12 protein-coding genes and 1 tRNA gene are annotated in these 15,222 nt (G+C 53.1%); 8 read left to right on the top strand and 5 right to left on the bottom strand.

Features of this window, described 5'->3' with window-relative positions; all coding sequences use genetic code 11:
* The first annotated feature begins 7 nt into the window (after positions 1-7).
* Positions 8-1,249 carry a bifunctional glucose-1-phosphatase/inositol phosphatase gene (gene agp / locus E4Z61_RS08640; protein WP_135322408.1) on the top strand — a complete coding sequence of 414 codons (1,242 nt, stop codon included), beginning with the start codon at positions 8-10 and terminating at the stop codon, positions 1,247-1,249.
* Positions 1,250-1,286: 37 nt separating this feature from the next.
* On the opposite strand, the gene E4Z61_RS08635 is transcribed toward agp, so the two are convergent.
* Complete coding sequence (locus E4Z61_RS08635) at positions 1,287-1,514, bottom strand: YccJ family protein (RefSeq protein WP_096757610.1); 228 nt, start codon at positions 1,512-1,514, stop codon at positions 1,287-1,289.
* Positions 1,515-1,534: 20 nt separating this feature from the next.
* Entirely contained in the window at positions 1,535-2,131 is a 597-nt protein-coding gene (wrbA, locus tag E4Z61_RS08630) for an NAD(P)H:quinone oxidoreductase (RefSeq protein WP_135322407.1), read from the bottom strand.
* 385 nt (positions 2,132-2,516) lie between these two features.
* Between wrbA and E4Z61_RS08625 the strand changes: the two genes are divergently transcribed.
* Both E4Z61_RS08625 and rutR read left to right on the top strand, forming a co-directional pair.
* Positions 2,517-2,690 (top strand): con-10 family general stress protein, encoded by a 174-nt coding sequence (locus tag E4Z61_RS08625; protein ID WP_135322406.1) that lies wholly within the window; start codon positions 2,517-2,519, stop codon positions 2,688-2,690.
* A 215-nt stretch (positions 2,691-2,905) separates the two neighbouring features.
* Positions 2,906-3,544 (top strand): HTH-type transcriptional regulator RutR, encoded by a 639-nt coding sequence (rutR, locus tag E4Z61_RS08620; RefSeq protein WP_135322405.1) that lies wholly within the window; start codon positions 2,906-2,908, stop codon positions 3,542-3,544.
* Here the strand turns inward: rutR and E4Z61_RS08615 are convergent.
* Both E4Z61_RS08615 and putA read right to left on the bottom strand, forming a co-directional pair.
* Positions 3,541-3,936 (bottom strand): lysozyme inhibitor LprI family protein, encoded by a 396-nt coding sequence (locus E4Z61_RS08615; RefSeq protein ID WP_135322404.1) that lies wholly within the window; start codon positions 3,934-3,936, stop codon positions 3,541-3,543. The genes rutR and E4Z61_RS08615 overlap by 4 nt on opposite strands.
* A gap of 58 nt (positions 3,937-3,994) precedes the next feature.
* Positions 3,995-7,957 (bottom strand): trifunctional transcriptional regulator/proline dehydrogenase/L-glutamate gamma-semialdehyde dehydrogenase, encoded by a 3,963-nt coding sequence (putA, locus tag E4Z61_RS08610; protein WP_135322403.1) that lies wholly within the window; start codon positions 7,955-7,957, stop codon positions 3,995-3,997.
* Positions 7,958-8,379: 422 nt separating this feature from the next.
* Here putA and putP point away from each other — a divergent pair, with 422 nt between their 5' ends.
* From putP to phoH, 5 genes are all read left to right on the top strand, one after another.
* Entirely contained in the window at positions 8,380-9,888 is a 1,509-nt protein-coding gene (gene putP / locus E4Z61_RS08605; RefSeq protein WP_135322402.1) for a sodium/proline symporter PutP, read from the top strand.
* Positions 9,889-10,102: 214 nt separating this feature from the next.
* Positions 10,103-10,936, top strand: coding sequence for an iron uptake transporter permease EfeU (efeU, locus tag E4Z61_RS08600; RefSeq protein ID WP_135322401.1), 834 nt, complete (start codon positions 10,103-10,105; stop codon positions 10,934-10,936).
* A gap of 58 nt (positions 10,937-10,994) precedes the next feature.
* The gene (efeO, locus tag E4Z61_RS08595) at positions 10,995-12,122 is read left to right on the top strand and encodes an iron uptake system protein EfeO (RefSeq protein ID WP_135322400.1); all 1,128 of its coding nucleotides are present in this window, start codon (positions 10,995-10,997) and stop codon (positions 12,120-12,122) included.
* A 5-nt stretch (positions 12,123-12,127) separates the two neighbouring features.
* Positions 12,128-13,411 (top strand): iron uptake transporter deferrochelatase/peroxidase subunit, encoded by a 1,284-nt coding sequence (efeB, locus tag E4Z61_RS08590; RefSeq protein WP_135322399.1) that lies wholly within the window; start codon positions 12,128-12,130, stop codon positions 13,409-13,411.
* A gap of 534 nt (positions 13,412-13,945) precedes the next feature.
* Positions 13,946-14,734: a phosphate starvation-inducible protein PhoH gene (phoH, locus tag E4Z61_RS08585; RefSeq protein WP_205746888.1), complete on the top strand. Its 789-nt coding sequence runs from the start codon at positions 13,946-13,948 to the stop codon at positions 14,732-14,734.
* A 188-nt stretch (positions 14,735-14,922) separates the two neighbouring features.
* On the opposite strand, the gene E4Z61_RS08580 is transcribed toward phoH, so the two are convergent.
* A tRNA-Ser gene (locus tag E4Z61_RS08580) sits at positions 14,923-15,010 on the bottom strand.
* Positions 15,011-15,222 lie beyond the last annotated feature (212 nt).

Raw genomic sequence — 15,222 nt, 5'->3', positions numbered from 1 at the left:
CGTAGGGATGAATAAATCGTTAATCGCCGCAGCCGTGGCAGGGGCTGTATTACTGTCAGCCACCGCGCAGGCGCAGACCGCGCCGGAGGGCTATCAACTCCAGCAAGTACTGATGATGAGTCGACATAACTTACGGGCACCTTTAGCCAATAATGGCAGCGTTCTTGAGCAATCCACGCCAAAACAGTGGCCACAGTGGGATGTGCCGGGCGGTCAGCTCACCACTAAAGGTGGTGTGCTGGAAATCTATATGGGCCATTACATGCGTGAATGGTTGGCAGAGCAGGGGATGGTTAAATCCGGTGAGTGTCCGGCACCGAATACGGTGTATACCTACGCCAACAGCCTGCAGCGCACGGTCGCAACGGCGCAGTTCTTTGTGACTGGCGCGTTCCCGGGTTGTGACGTTCCTGTGCATCATCAGGAAAAAATGGGCACTATGGATCCCACCTTCAACCCGGTGATCACCGACGATTCCGCCGCCTTCAGCCAGCAGGCCGTGCAGGCAATGGAAAAAGAGCGCAGTAAAATGCAGCTCAACGACAGCTATCAGCTGCTTGAGCAAATGACCAACTACAAAGACTCACCGTCCTGTAAAGAAAAACAGCAGTGCTCCCTGACTGACGCCAAAGACACGTTTAGCGCGAAGTACCAGCAGGAACCCGGAGTTTCAGGGCCACTGAAGGTAGGTAACTCGCTGGTGGATGCGTTCACGTTGCAATATTACGAAGGCTTCCCACTGAATGAGGTGGCCTGGGGTGAGATTAAATCTGATCAACAGTGGAAGGTGCTGTCGAAGCTGAAAAATGGCTATCAGGACAGCCTGTTCACCTCGCCGGATGTGGCGCAAAATGTCGCCAAACCGCTGGTGAAATATATCGATAAGGCACTGGTGACGGACCGTGTGACCGCGCCAAAAATCACTGTCCTGGTAGGACATGACTCAAACATTGCGTCATTACTCACAGCACTGGATTTCAAACCGTATCAGTTGCATGACCAGAACGAACGCACGCCGATTGGCGGGAAGATTGTCTTCCAGCGCTGGCATGACGGTAATACTAACCAGGATCTGATGAAAATCGAGTATGTGTATCAGAGCTCGCAGCAGCTGCGTGATGCGCAGGTGCTGACGCTAAAATCACCCGCGCAGCGCGTGACGCTGGAACTGAAAGGCTGTCCGATCGATGCGAATGGATTCTGCCCTGGCGATAAATTCGATAGCGTGCTGAATGCAGCGGCGAAGTAAAGAGAAACTCCCCCGTGCAAACGGGGGAGTCATGTTGTTAGACGTTTTTACGTTCGATTGTCTGTTCACCCCAAAAGAGTGAATCTTTGTCCGTTTTCTCAAAGGCTTTGATCAGCACTTCGTCGCTGCCTTCCTCCCAAATTTTTTCTGCCAGTTTCTCGTCGTAATGGGCGACTTCAAAAATGGCCTCGGCGATTTCAGGCGATGTATTGCGCAGACGTGCCCATTCACCGACGCGATGGGCTTTCGCTTCTTGAGTTGGCATACGAATCCTCCTGTTGACGATTAGCCATTAAGTTTTACAGCCAGACCAGCGACATATTCACCCTGATAGCGGGCGATAGACAACTCTTCCGGACTTGGCTGGCGAGAGCCATCGGCCCCGGCAATGGTGGTTGCGCCGTATGGCGTCCCGCCGCGAACTTGTGAGACGTCAAATAACTCTTGCGCGGCGTATCCAATAGGAACGATGACCATTCCGTGGTGAGCAAGCGTCGTCCAGGTTGAGGTAATGGTTTGTTCCTGACCGCCGCCGGTCCCCGTTGAACTGAATACACTGGCGAGTTTGCCGTACAGACCGCCAGAAGCCCACAGACCGCCGGTTTGATCCAGGAAGGTACGCATCTGACCTGACATATTGCCAAAGCGGGTGGGGGTGCCGAAAATAATGGCGTCGTAATCAGCCAGTTCCTGCGGGGTGGCGACTGGTGCATTTTGTGTTTTACCGCCCGCCTTCAGGAAAATCTCAGGCTGCATGGTCTCCGGTACGCGCTTAATAATCACTTCCGCACCATCTACTTTATTTGCACCTTCTGCGACTGCATGGGCCATGGTTTCAATGTGTCCGTACATGGAATAATAAAGCACCAGAACTTTTGCCATTTTGCACTACTCCTCGAGTTAACCGTGTCCGTAGCGATTCGCTACCTACCTTTAAAGATATGACGTACGGTCAGGAGTGCAAATTTCACCATCATTTCTTTGATTTATAACAACTTTAATCGCAATGTTTTTTTGTCGCAAACTGATACATTTTTAAGCAGACGGGATTTGCCAGTCATAAGAAAGGCTTATTGATTTCTGGCTGTGATTATTCACTAAATACCCGCAAACCTGTTGCAGGATATTACCGTTAACCGCTTGTCAGGCTAGTCTTCACTATGCTTAATCCCACGCAGCGAACATCGGGCATTGCCTACAGCCTGCGTGAGGTATCACTCCTCAGTGCCTATGCAATATGATGTCTAATCAATGACGGAGGGCAGTAATGGCAAACCATCGAGGCGGTTCCGGCAATTTTGCGGAAGACCGTGAAAGAGCATCAGAAGCAGGTCGAAAAGGTGGCCAGCACAGCGGGGGCAATTTCAAGAATGACCCGCAACGCGCTTCAGAGGCAGGCAAAAAAGGGGGCAAAAATAGCCACGGCAACAATAAAGCGTAATTGCCAGGCTGTCTGTTAGATTTATCGTGACGGCTGACCGTTCAGCAACAGACGTTGCGAAGCCACCGCCGCCGGGTTGTTCCGGCGGTTTTTTGTTTGCAAAGTTTAACGGTAACCATTTCCCGTCGTGCCAGAGGCTCCGCCGAAATCGCTTTAACTTATCCATTCACCGTATGATTTGTTATGCTGACGCCCTCAAAACAAGGAGAGGGCGCATGGCTCAACGCGCAGAGAAAAAAACAGGTAAACGCTCGCAGGCGGTCAGCGCTAAACGCGAGGCCATTTTAACCGCGGCGTTAAATATCTTCTCCCAGTATGGGATCCACGGAACGCGTCTCGAACAGGTAGCAGAGCAGGCGGGGGTGTCAAAAACCAATCTGCTCTATTATTACCCGTCGAAAGAGGTGCTTTATATTGCCGTTTTACGGCAGATCCTCGACATCTGGCTGGCGCCGCTGAAGGCTTTTCGTGAAGACTTTGCGCCGCTGGTGGCGATCAAAGAGTATATCCGTCTCAAACTGGAAGTCTCCCGTGATTACCCGCAGGCATCAAGGCTGTTTTGCATGGAGATGCTTGCAGGTGCGCCACTACTAATGGCTGAACTGACGGGCGATCTTAAAACGCTGATTGATGAAAAATCCGCGCTGATTGCCGGTTGGGTCAGCAGCGGGAAACTGGCGCCGGTCGATCCGCATCATCTGATTTTTATGATTTGGGCCTCCACTCAGCACTACGCCGACTTCGCTGTGCAGGTGGAGGCGGTGACAGGCGCAACGCTGCGCGATGAAGTTTTTTTTAATCAAACGGTTGAGAACGTGCAGCGGATGATTATCGAAGGGATCCGCGTGCGTTAACCGGCAGGCGGTAACGGGCAGCTTAAATCGCCTTCTTCACATTGCAACAGTGAAGCGAGAAACGCTTCGCGCTCGTTGGTTTTATCGGCCAGACACTGGCTGGCGATCATCGGCTGCACGCTGCCGCCTTCTGTACCTGAGCTGATTAATGCGCAGTCCGCGTCCCGTAGGGTTATCCACGCCACCTGGGCCTTTTTCAGTAATTCACGCTGGGTGGGTGCCGCGCGTTTAAGCGCATTTTGATATGTATCATTGAGCTTTGTATCTGCCGTTTTAAACTGCCCGACGGCGCAGTTGTTCATCTCATCTTGGGTGTTAGCATTGGCGCAGTCATCCGCCAGCGCCTGGCTGCTGAGCAGCAGCGCCACACATGTCAGTACAATTCGTTTCATGCTTCCCTCTGGCTTCATAAAAAAGGCCCCGTTACCGGAGCCTTAATTAACCATACCCTTAGCCGATTGTCATCAGGCTGGCGTTTCCTCCAGCAGCGGCGGTGTTGACGCTCAGAGAACGCTCAATATACAGACGCTCCAGCAGAATGTTGCTCTCTCCACGGGCAAACCCTTGTACCGAGACAATTGCGCCTTCCCGTGCCGCAACCGCTTCACACAGCGCGCGCAGTTGGTCGGAATCACCGTGGAAGATAACCGCATCGAACGGTTGTACCGTCAGGTTGTCCGCTTTGGCAAACTGGATGCGCCCGGAAAGCGCAGCTGGCAGACGTTTTGCCAGCTCGCGATGGAAAGCATCGTCCTGCCAAAGTATTGAGCTACCCACGGAGGCCACGGCGGCGACCTGAACTAGCGCGTCCTGCTCGTTATCGGCAATACACAGTACGCGCTCACGAGGTAACAGCGTCCAGGTGTTGCGCTCGCCGGTAGGGCCAGGCAGTAAACGCTGGGTTCCGGCCTGTGCCAGTTCAGCAAACTGTTGGCACAGCGCATGCAATGTTGGGCGATCGGTTGCCCATTCAGTGAGCGCTTCCAGCGGCTGCATCAGCGCCGCCTTGATCTGCGCATCAACCGGGTAGTCGGCATCCTGGCGAGCCAGGGTGATGCCCAGTGCATTTTCCGGACGATTAGCCAGCAGACGGTACAGATACAGCGGACCGCCTGCTTTCGGACCGGTGCCTGACAAACCTTCACCTCCGAAAGGTTGCACACCGACCACTGCGCCAACCATATTACGGTTGACGTACAGGTTGCCCACGTGTGCCGAGCCGGTAACCTGGGCGATGGTTTCATCAATACGGGTGTGTACACCCAGCGTCAGGCCGTAACCGGAGGCATTGATCTGCTCAATCAGATTGCCAAGGTTGCTACGGGTGTAACGCACCACGTGCAGTACCGGGCCGAACACCTCTTTTTGCAGCTCATCGAAGCTTTCCAGCTCAATCAGCGTCGGCGCAACAAAAGTGCCGGTTTGCCATTCACGTGCATCATCGCTGTTTTCACGCACAGCCTGGAATACCGGACGACCTTTGGCGCGCATGGCCTGAATGTGACGTTCAATATTGGTTTTGGCCTCGTCGTCGATAACCGGTCCAATATCGGTGGTCAGGCGACCCGGGTTACCCATACGGCATTCCGCCATCGCGCCACGCAGCATTTTCAGCGTGTGATCGGCGATGTCGTCCTGCAGACACAGGACGCGTAGCGCGGAGCAACGCTGCCCGGCGCTGTCAAAGGCAGAGGCCAGCACATCCACCACAACCTGTTCCGTTAGCGCCGAGGAGTCGACGATCATCGCGTTCATCCCACCGGTTTCGGCGATAAGCGGGATTGGACGTCCTTGAGCGTCAAGACGGGTGGCAATGTTGCGCTGCAATAAGGTGGCGACCTCTGTTGAACCGGTGAACATCACGCCGCGCACGCGCTCATCGGACGTGAGCTGCGCCCCGACGGTTTCGCCCTGGCCTGGCAACAGTTGCACCACGCCCGGCGGTACACCGGCTTCCAGTAAAATAGCGATGCCCTGAGCGGCAATCAGCGGGGTTTGTTCCGCTGGTTTTGCCAGTACGCTGTTGCCTGCGGCCAGCGCGGCAGCAATCTGCCCGCTGAAAATGGCCAGTGGGAAGTTCCACGGGCTGATGCAGACCACCGGGCCTAGCGGACGATGCGTTTCGTTATCAAAATCATCGCGGACTTGTCCGGCGTAATAGTGCAGGAAGTCGACTGCTTCGCGCACTTCGGCAATGGCGTTGCTAAAGGTTTTACCCGCTTCGCGAACCAGAATGCCAATCAGTTGCTGCATCTGGCCTTCCATCAGGATGGCGGCGCGATGCAGAATAGCGGCACGCTCCTGCGGCGGCGTGGCGAACCAGATAGGCGCATTATTCACGGCGCTCTGTAACGCCTGTTCCACTTCATTAGGAGTGGCTTCGCGAACGTAGCCCACAATATCTTTGGGTTCTGCCGGGTTAATCACTGACGTCATTTGTCCGTCAGCTACCGGATGCTCCAGAATCGGTTTCGCGTGCCATTTTTGCAGCGCGCTATTGAGCAGGGCAGAGGACAGCGAGGCCAGGCGATGTTCGTTCGCCAGATCCAGCCCAGCGGAGTTTTCGCGCCCCTTGCCGTACAGGTCGCGCGGCAGCGCAATCTTCGGATGCGGCAGGCCAGCCTGGCCTTCCTGCTGCGCCATTTTTTCCACGGCTTCGACCGGGTCGGCAACCAGTTCATCCAGCGGCAGAGTGGTGTCGGCAATACGGTTAACGAACGACGTGTTGGCGCCGTTTTCCAACAGACGGCGCACCAGGTACGCCAACAGCGTTTCATGGGTGCCTACCGGTGCGTAAATACGACATGGACGGTTCAGTTTACCGTCAGCTACTTTACCGGTGACCTGCTCGTACAGCGGTTCACCCATGCCGTGCAGGCACTGGAACTCGTACTGTCCGGGATAATAGTTTTGACCCGCTAACTGATAAATTGCCGCCAGCGTATGGGCGTTATGGGTGGCAAACTGCGGGTAAATCAGGTTTGGCACGGCAAGCAGTTTCTTCGCGCAGGCCAGATAGGAAACGTCGGTGTAGACCTTACGGGTATAGACCGGATAACCTTCCAGACCGTCCATCTGCGCGCGCTTGATTTCGCTGTCCCAGTACGCGCCTTTGACCAGGCGGATCATCAGTCGGCGACGGCTGCGCGTAGCCAGATCAATGAGATAATCAATTACATACGGGCAGCGCTTCTGGTAAGCCTGGATGACAAAACCAATCCCGTTCCAGCCTGCCAGCTCAGGTTCAAAGCACAGTTTTTCCAGCAGATCGAGGGAGATTTCCAGACGGTCTGCTTCTTCGGCGTCAATATTGATGCCGATGTCGTACTGACGTGCCAGTAGGGTGAGTGATTTCAGGCGCGGATAAAGCTCGTCCATCACGCGATCGTACTGTGCGCGGCTGTAGCGCGGGTGCAGCGCCGACAGCTTGATCGAAATTCCCGGCCCTTCATAAATTCCGCGCCCGTTCGACGCTTTACCAATGGCGTGGATCGCCTGCTGATAAGAAACCATATAGGCTTGTGCATCAGCGGCGGTCAGCGCGGCTTCCCCCAGCATATCGTAGGAGTAGCGGAAACCTTTTTCTTCCAGTTTACGCGCGTTAGCTAACGCCTCGGCGATGGTTTCCCCGGTGACGAACTGTTCACCCATCAAACGCATCGCCATATCGACGCCTTTACGTACCAGCGGTTCGCCGCTCTTACCGATGATGCGGTTCAGCGAGCGTGAGAGGCTGGCTTCGTTGTGGGTTGAGACGAGTTTACCGGTAAACAACAGTCCCCAGGTTGCCGCATTGACGAATAACGACGGGCTGCGACCAATGTGTGACTGCCAGTTACCGTTGCTGATTTTGTCGCGGATCAGCGCATCGCGGGTGGCCTTGTCGGGAATACGCAACAGGGCTTCCGCCAGACACATCAGCGCGACGCCTTCCTGAGAGGAAAGCGAAAACTCCTGCAGGAGACCCTGTACCATGCCGGCACGACCGCTGGCGGTTTTCTGATTGCGCAGTTTGTCTGCTAGCTGATACGCCAGCTTATGCGCCTGTTCAGCGATCGGCTGCGGCAGGCGAGCCTGTTCCATCAACATCGGTACGGCGTCGGTTTCCGCGCGTCGATATGCGGCGGTGATCGCCGCACGGGAAACCGACTGCGGCAGGATCTGTTCGGCAAACTCGAGGAAAGGCTGGTGGGTTTCATTCTGGTATGCCGCTGCGTCATCACCTTCATTAGCTGCGCCTGCCAGCAGGGCAGGTAGCTCAGGAAGTACATCGTCATTTTCCAGTCTTTCGAGATAATTAAAGATGGCTTGTTTGATCAGCCAGTGCGGCGTGCGATCGATTCGTGATGCGGCTGTTTTAATACGTTCGCGTGTGGCGTCGTCCAGCTTAACCCCCATCGTGGTGGTTCCCATGCCGTTTACTCCTGTTGTACTGAAATACGGAAATGATAGTTAGCGAGAAATATCCACTATGTTGCAACTTTGTGCAACCATGTTAAATGTGACTTGGTTTGCAAGCTTGAAAATGAATGAAATGTTAATGAATGTGGTGTTTGTAGAAAGAGGTGTAAAAATCGCGGGCTCTTTTTCTCTGCGGTAGTTAACACTTTTTAAAGGTGCAACCGAAAAAAGTGTGAGGGAGTGCAACCTCCAGAAAAATGCTATCTACTCGAGATCAAAATTGATGTAAATGGTGTGTTAAATCGATTGTGAATGACCATCGCTTCCGGCAGGATACGGTCGCCCAGGTCAACATAGATATCTTTGCCACGTTCCGGCAGGGTAATAAAACGGCAAGCTACGGCATTGTCGATACATAATTTTGGAGAGTTTTGATGGCTATTAGCACACCGATGTTAGTGACATTCTGTGTCTATATTTTTGGCATGCTATTGATAGGGTTTATTGCATGGCGTTCAACCAAAAACTTTGATGACTACATTCTTGGTGGACGCAGCCTGGGGCCTTTTGTCACCGCGCTTTCCGCCGGGGCATCTGATATGAGCGGCTGGCTGCTGATGGGGCTGCCGGGTGCGATTTTCCTGTCTGGAATTTCAGAAAGCTGGATCGCTATCGGCCTGATTGTTGGGGCATGGATCAACTGGAAACTGGTGGCGGGACGCTTACGTGTTCACACCGAATACAATAACAATGCACTGACGTTACCGGATTACTTCACCGGTCGTTTTGAAGATAAAAGCCGAATTCTGCGTATTATCTCCGCGCTGGTGATTCTGCTGTTTTTCACCATCTATTGCGCTTCCGGTATTGTCGCAGGGGCGCGTCTGTTCGAAAGTACCTTTGGCATGAGCTATGAAACGGCGCTATGGGCGGGAGCGGCAGCCACGATCATTTACACCTTTATTGGTGGATTCCTCGCGGTGAGCTGGACCGATACCGTGCAGGCCAGCCTGATGATCTTCGCTCTGATCCTGACGCCGGTGATGGTCATTATTGGCGTCGGTGGATTTGAAGACTCGCTGGAAGTCATTAAACAAAAGAGCATTGAGAATGTGGACATGTTCAAGGGGCTGAACTTTGTCGCCATCATCTCACTGATGGGCTGGGGATTGGGTTACTTCGGGCAGCCACATATTCTGGCGCGCTTTATGGCAGCAGATTCTCACCATAGCATTGTTCACGCTCGTCGCATCAGTATGACCTGGATGATCCTGTGCCTGGCGGGGGCGGTTGCCGTTGGCTTCTTCGGTATCGCCTATTTCAATAACAATCCGGCGCTGGCCGGTGCGGTTAATCAGAACGCCGAGCGCGTGTTTATTGAACTGGCGCAAATTCTGTTCAACCCGTGGATTGCCGGTATTCTGCTGTCTGCCATCCTTGCGGCGGTGATGTCGACCCTGAGCTGCCAGTTGCTGGTGTGTTCCAGCGCTATTACGGAAGATTTGTACAAAGCGTTCCTGCATAAAAATGCCAGCCAGAAAGAACTGGTGTGGATTGGACGCGTTATGGTGCTGGTTGTCGCGCTGGTCTCTATTGCGCTGGCGGCTAACCCGGAAAACCGCGTTCTCGGTCTGGTGAGTTACGCCTGGGCAGGCTTTGGTGCGGCATTTGGTCCGGTGGTGTTGTTCTCTGTTATGTGGTCGCGTATGACCCGTAATGGCGCGCTGGCGGGGATGATCATTGGTGCAGTCACGGTTATCGTCTGGAAACAGTTCGCATGGCTGGGTCTGTATGAAATCATCCCGGGCTTCGTTTTCGGCAGCATCGGCATCGTGGTGTTCAGCTTGCTGGGTAAAGCACCTTCAGCCGCCATGCAAAAACGCTTTGCCGAAGCAGATGCACATTATCACTCAGCACCGCCGTCACGTTTACAGGTTGAGTAATCTGTTATTTCTTCTACAGCCCGCCGTGCGCGGGCTTTTTTACGCCTCTCTTCGTAAAAAGACAGTAACCCTTACCAAGCTAACTGTTTACATTAAGTCATCATTCTCAAAACATTCCGCTTGAGTTTTTCTTTTCTGTAATGATAATCACTATCACTGTAATTTACTTTTCTTTTCACGAGTTGACTGAGAATAACGTTTAAGGGTACTTCGCATGTTTGTTCCATTTCTGATTATGTTGCGCGAAGGCTTAGAGGCCGCGCTGATTGTCAGCCTGATAGCCAGTTACCTGAAACGGACTCAGCGAGGTCGCTGGATTGGTGTGATGTGGATTGGCGTTCTGCTGGCGGCGGCGCTATGCCTGGCGCTGGGGATTTTCATTAATGAGACCACCGGTGAATTTCCGCAAAAAGAACAGGAGCTGTTTGAAGGGATTGTGGCCGTGATTGCCGTGGTGATCCTCACGTGGATGGTCTTTTGGATGCGTAAAGTCTCGCGCAACGTCAAAGTTCAGTTGGAGCAGGCTGTCGATAACGCCTTACAGCGTGGCAATCATCATGGTTGGGCGCTGGTGATGATGGTCTTTTTTGCGGTCGCCCGTGAAGGACTGGAGTCAGTTTTCTTTCTGCTGGCGGCATTTCAGCAGGATGTGGGCATTTGGCCGCCGGTAGGGGCGATGCTGGGTCTGGCAACCGCCGTTGTACTGGGCTACCTGATTTACCTCGGCGGGATCAAACTGAACCTCGGGGCATTCTTCAAATGGACCAGCCTGTTCATTCTGCTGGTGGCCGCAGGTCTTGCGGCCGGAGCGATTCGTGCGTTCCACGAGGCCGGGTTATGGAATCATTTCCAGGATGTGGCATTTGACCTCAGCAGTGTGCTGTCCACGCACTCGCTGTTTGGCACGCTGATGGAGGGGATTTTTGGTTACCAGGAAGCACCAAGCGTCAGCGAGGTTGCCGTCTGGTTTATCTACTTGATCCCGGCACTGATTATGTTTGCATTACCGCCTCGTTCAGGCTCTACGGCGTCTCGTACTGCACCCTGATAACAACGCGACGCAGAATCTCATTTAGTTACAACATACTTATTTATAGGGATAGGTCATGACGATTAACTTTCGCCGTAGTGCACTGCAGTTAGGTATCGCTGCGCTGTTTACTTCTGCTTTTGCCTCACACGCCGCTGATATTCCAAAGGTCAACGTCACGGTTAACGACAAACAGTGTGAACCGATGACGATCACGGTCAACGCCGGGAAAACCCAATTTATTATTCAGAACCACAGTCAGAAAGCGCTGGAGTGGGAAATCCTCAAAGGCGTGATGGTGGTTGAAGAGCGTGAAAATATTGCGCCAGGCTTCAGCCAGAAAATGACCGCCAACCTGCAGCCCGGTGAATACGATATGACCTGTGGACTGCTGACCAACCCTAAAGGGAAACTGATCGTCAAGGGCAGCGCAACGGCAGATGCGGCGCAGAGTGACGCCCTGCTGAGCCTGAGTGGCGCGATTACCGAATACAAAGCCTATGTGACCGCAGAAACCGCACAGCTGGTTACGGGTACCAAAGCGTTTACGGACGCGATTAAAGCAGGGAATATCGAGAAAGCCAAATCCCTGTACGCGCCGACGCGTCAGCATTATGAACGTATTGAACCGATTGCCGAACTGTTCTCCGATCTCGATGGCAGCATCGATGCCCGTGAAGACGATTACGAGCAAAAAGCCGCCGATCCTAAATTCACCGGCTTCCACCGCCTGGAAAAAGCGCTGTTTGGCGACAATACCACCAAGGGCATGGATAAATACGCTGATCAGCTGAACAGCGACGTTATCGACCTGCAAACGCGCATCAGTGAACTGGCCTTCCCTCCGTCAAAAGTGGTTGGCGGAGCCGCAGGGCTGATTGAAGAAGTGGCTGCCAGCAAAATTAGCGGCGAAGAAGATCGCTACAGCCACACCGACCTGTGGGATTTCCAGGCCAACGTCGATGGCGCGCAGAAAATTGTCAATCTCCTGCGTCCTCAGTTGCAAAAATCTAATGCTGAGCTGCTGGCGAAAGTGGATGCGAACTTCAAAAAAGTCGATAGCATCCTGAGCAAATATCGCACCAAAGACGGGTTTGAAACCTACGACAAGCTGACCGACGCTGACCGCAACGCGCTGAAAGGGCCGATTACGACGCTGGCAGAAGACTTGTCACAATTACGCGGCGTACTGGGTCTGGATTAAGCATCATGCAGCAAGATAATGAAAACGGCGTGAGTGAACCGTCACGCCGACGTCTACTGAAAGGCATGGGAGCCTTGGGTGGTGCGCTGGCGCTGGCGGGCGGCTGCCCAGTTGCGCATGCGCAAAAACCACAAAGCGCGCCGGGGACCCTGTCGCCGAACGCGCGCGATGATGAGCAGCCTTTTTATGGGCTGCATCAGGCGGGGATCCTGACGCCGCAGCAGGCATCGATGATGCTGGTGGCGTTTGATGTTCTTGCCAGTGATAAGGCAGACCTTGAACGCCTGTTTCGTTTACTGACCCGTCGTTTTGCGTTCCTGACCACCGGCGGCCCGGCGCCAGAAACGCCGAATCCGCGCTTGCCACCAATGGACTCCGGTATTCTGGGGGCTTACATTGCACCGGATAACCTGACGATGACGCTGTCGGTCGGCTCTTCGCTGTTCGATGAGCGTTATAGCCTGAAAACGCAAATGCCGAAAACGCTGCAAAAAATGACGCGTTTTCCGAATGATTCGCTGGATGCCGCGCTGTGTCACGGGGATTTGCTGTTGCAGATTTGCGCCAACACGCAGGACACCGTTATCCATGCATTGCGTGACATTATTAAGCATACGCCGGACCTGCTCAGCGTTCGCTGGAAACGCGAAGGATTTATCTCCGATCATGCTGCGCGCAGTAAAGGCAAAGAAACCCCGGTCAATTTGCTCGGCTTTAAAGACGGGACGGCTAACCCGGACGGTACCGATGAAAAACTGATGCAAAACGTAGTGTGGGTCACGGCCGATCAGGGCGAGCCTGCATGGGCGGTAGGGGGGAGTTATCAGGCGGTGAGGCTTATTCAGTTTCGCGTTGAGTTCTGGGACCGCACGCCGCTTAAAGAACAGCAAACCATTTTCGGGCGCGATAAACAGACCGGTGCGCCGCTGGGAATGCAGCATGAGCATGATGTACCGGATTATGCCAGCGATCCTGATGGTGAGGTAATTGCACTCGACAGCCATATCCGGCTGGCAAACCCGCGCACCAAAGCGACGGAATCCAGCCTGATGATGCGTCGTGGCTACAGCTATTCGCTTGGTGTGACGCCTTCCGGCCAACTGGATATGGGACTGCTGTTTGTCTGCTATCAGCACGATCTGCAGAAAGGGTTTTTGGCAGTACAGAAACGCCTGAACGGTGAAGCGCTCGAAGAGTATGTTAAACCGATTGGCGGCGGTTACTTCTTCGCTTTACCTGGGGTTACAACGGCCGACCACTACCTTGGGCAATCTTTGATCGAAGCCTGACTCCTGTGCCCCGCGCCTCTGCGGGGCAATTTCTGACATGTTGACCTGACAGATTGATGAACGAAAAAATTATTTTTCGTGATGTCTGCTGTGCTGAAATAATTCTGTCATCTCTCTGCAAGAGACTGTACACGACGATAAGATGGAATTTAGTTAACAATAAGTAAAAATATTGTTGCATTGAAAATAAATTCTGTTGTACTTATAAGTAACAGCGGTAGTTCCCGGCAGTGATAGTCATTCACTATGGAGATCGCGAATGGTAACGTCCTGTATTGGACTGGTATTTCAAAGCATCCATACTTCCTTACGCGGACGTTTATCTTCCGGTAGCCATCTCGTCACCGCTGAATTCCTCTCTCTTCCTCATCTTATCCGTGTTACTGACACCCTGTACGGTGCGCGTAGCCGTGTGTGGTGTCTTATCCAAAGGCAAGCAATGGCTTACAAGGAAGCCAAACCTCAGATGTTCGTGCGCATAATCGTGCCGAAGGCGGCGCGTGTGATGTATACCTACAACTCAAGGTGCTATCCATGGGAAGACAAAAAGCAGTGATCAAAGCTCGTCGTGAAGCAAAACGTGTGCTGAGACGGGATTCGCGTAGCCATAAGCAACGCGAAGATGAATCGGTCACCTCGCTTGTGCAGATGGGCGGCGTAGAAGCGATTGGCATGGCGCGTGACAGTCGTGATGTCACACCCATCATGGCGCGAAATGAAGCTCAGGCGCACTACCTGAATGCTATCGAGAGCAAACAGCTGATCTTCGCCACCGGTGAAGCCGGGTGTGGTAAAACCTGGATCAGCGCGGCAAAAGCAGCAGAGGCCCTGATCCACAAAGATGTGGATCGGATCATTGTAACCCGTCCAGTTCTGCAGGCTGATGAAGATCTCGGCTTCTTACCTGGTGATGTTTCTGAGAAGTTTGCTCCCTATTTTCGCCCGGTGTATGACGTGCTGGTAAAACGTCTGGGGGCCTCTTTTATGCAATATTGCTTGCGACCTGAGATTGGGAAGGTAGAAATCGCGCCGTTTGCCTATATGCGCGGACGGACATTTGAAAATGCAGTTGTCATTCTTGACGAGGCTCAGAATGTGACGGCTGCGCAGATGAAGATGTTTTTGACTCGCCTCGGGGAGAATGTGACGGTGATTGTTAACGGGGATATTACCCAGTGCGATTTACCTGCGCATGTACGATCCGGGCTAAACGATGCGCTAGCCCGCTTCGAAGAAGATGACATGGTTGGAATCGTTCGTTTCAATAAAGATGATTGCGTTCGCTCGGCGCTCTGTCAGCGGACGCTTAATGCTTACAACTGATATGTTCTTCGTCTTCAAGGCCCGGGAAACCGGGCTTTGTTTTTATCAGAGGAGCATTTTTTGTGTGCTCCAGTAAATTACCTGTGCTGTATCAAAGTCGTTATTATTTTCATCAATCCGGTTTAGAGTCTGGCCGTGCAACAGGCGAAAAAAAAGCCCGTACTTGCGTACGAGCTCTTTCTTAAATGTGGCGGTGAGAGAGGGGTTCGAACCCTCGATACGTTGCCGTATACACACTTTCCAGGCGTGCTCCTTCAGCCACTCGGACACCTCACCGTATTGTTGTTCCTGCGTTAGCGGAACGGGCGCTAATGTAGGGGAAATACCGCCCCGGCGTCAATCTACTTTTTCAAAAAAACGTGCATTTACACAAACTTCAAGCAACATGAAGCTTAAATAAACGAGAATTGCTTTTTTTGCCAGCATCCTAAAATTTGCTATTCTGAAGTTCCCTCGGAAAATGATGATTATAAGTGCGAGAAAGTTCC

The sequence above is a fragment of the Citrobacter tructae genome (assembly GCF_004684345.1).
Lineage (GTDB): Bacteria > Pseudomonadota > Gammaproteobacteria > Enterobacterales > Enterobacteriaceae > Citrobacter > Citrobacter tructae.
This window is presented reverse-complemented; position numbering and strand designations above follow the sequence as displayed.

Excerpts from the sequence above, each read along its gene's own strand:
- phoH (WP_205746888.1), top strand. The coding sequence starts at position 13,946 with ATGGGAAGACAAAAAGCAGTGATCAAAGCTCGTCGTGAAGCAAAACGT.
- agp (WP_135322408.1), top strand. The coding sequence starts at position 8 with ATGAATAAATCGTTAATCGCCGCAGCCGTGGCAGGGGCTGTATTACTG.
- efeO (WP_135322400.1), top strand. The coding sequence starts at position 10,995 with ATGACGATTAACTTTCGCCGTAGTGCACTGCAGTTAGGTATCGCTGCG.
- putA (WP_135322403.1), bottom strand. The coding sequence starts at position 7,957 with ATGGGAACCACCACGATGGGGGTTAAGCTGGACGACGCCACACGCGAA.
- wrbA (WP_135322407.1), bottom strand. The coding sequence starts at position 2,131 with ATGGCAAAAGTTCTGGTGCTTTATTATTCCATGTACGGACACATTGAA.
- E4Z61_RS08625 (WP_135322406.1), top strand. The coding sequence starts at position 2,517 with ATGGCAAACCATCGAGGCGGTTCCGGCAATTTTGCGGAAGACCGTGAA.
- E4Z61_RS08615 (WP_135322404.1), bottom strand. The coding sequence starts at position 3,936 with ATGAAACGAATTGTACTGACATGTGTGGCGCTGCTGCTCAGCAGCCAG.
- rutR (WP_135322405.1), top strand. The coding sequence starts at position 2,906 with ATGGCTCAACGCGCAGAGAAAAAAACAGGTAAACGCTCGCAGGCGGTC.
- efeU (WP_135322401.1), top strand. The coding sequence starts at position 10,103 with ATGTTTGTTCCATTTCTGATTATGTTGCGCGAAGGCTTAGAGGCCGCG.
- efeB (WP_135322399.1), top strand. The coding sequence starts at position 12,128 with ATGCAGCAAGATAATGAAAACGGCGTGAGTGAACCGTCACGCCGACGT.
- putP (WP_135322402.1), top strand. The coding sequence starts at position 8,380 with ATGGCTATTAGCACACCGATGTTAGTGACATTCTGTGTCTATATTTTT.
- E4Z61_RS08635 (WP_096757610.1), bottom strand. The coding sequence starts at position 1,514 with ATGCCAACTCAAGAAGCGAAAGCCCATCGCGTCGGTGAATGGGCACGT.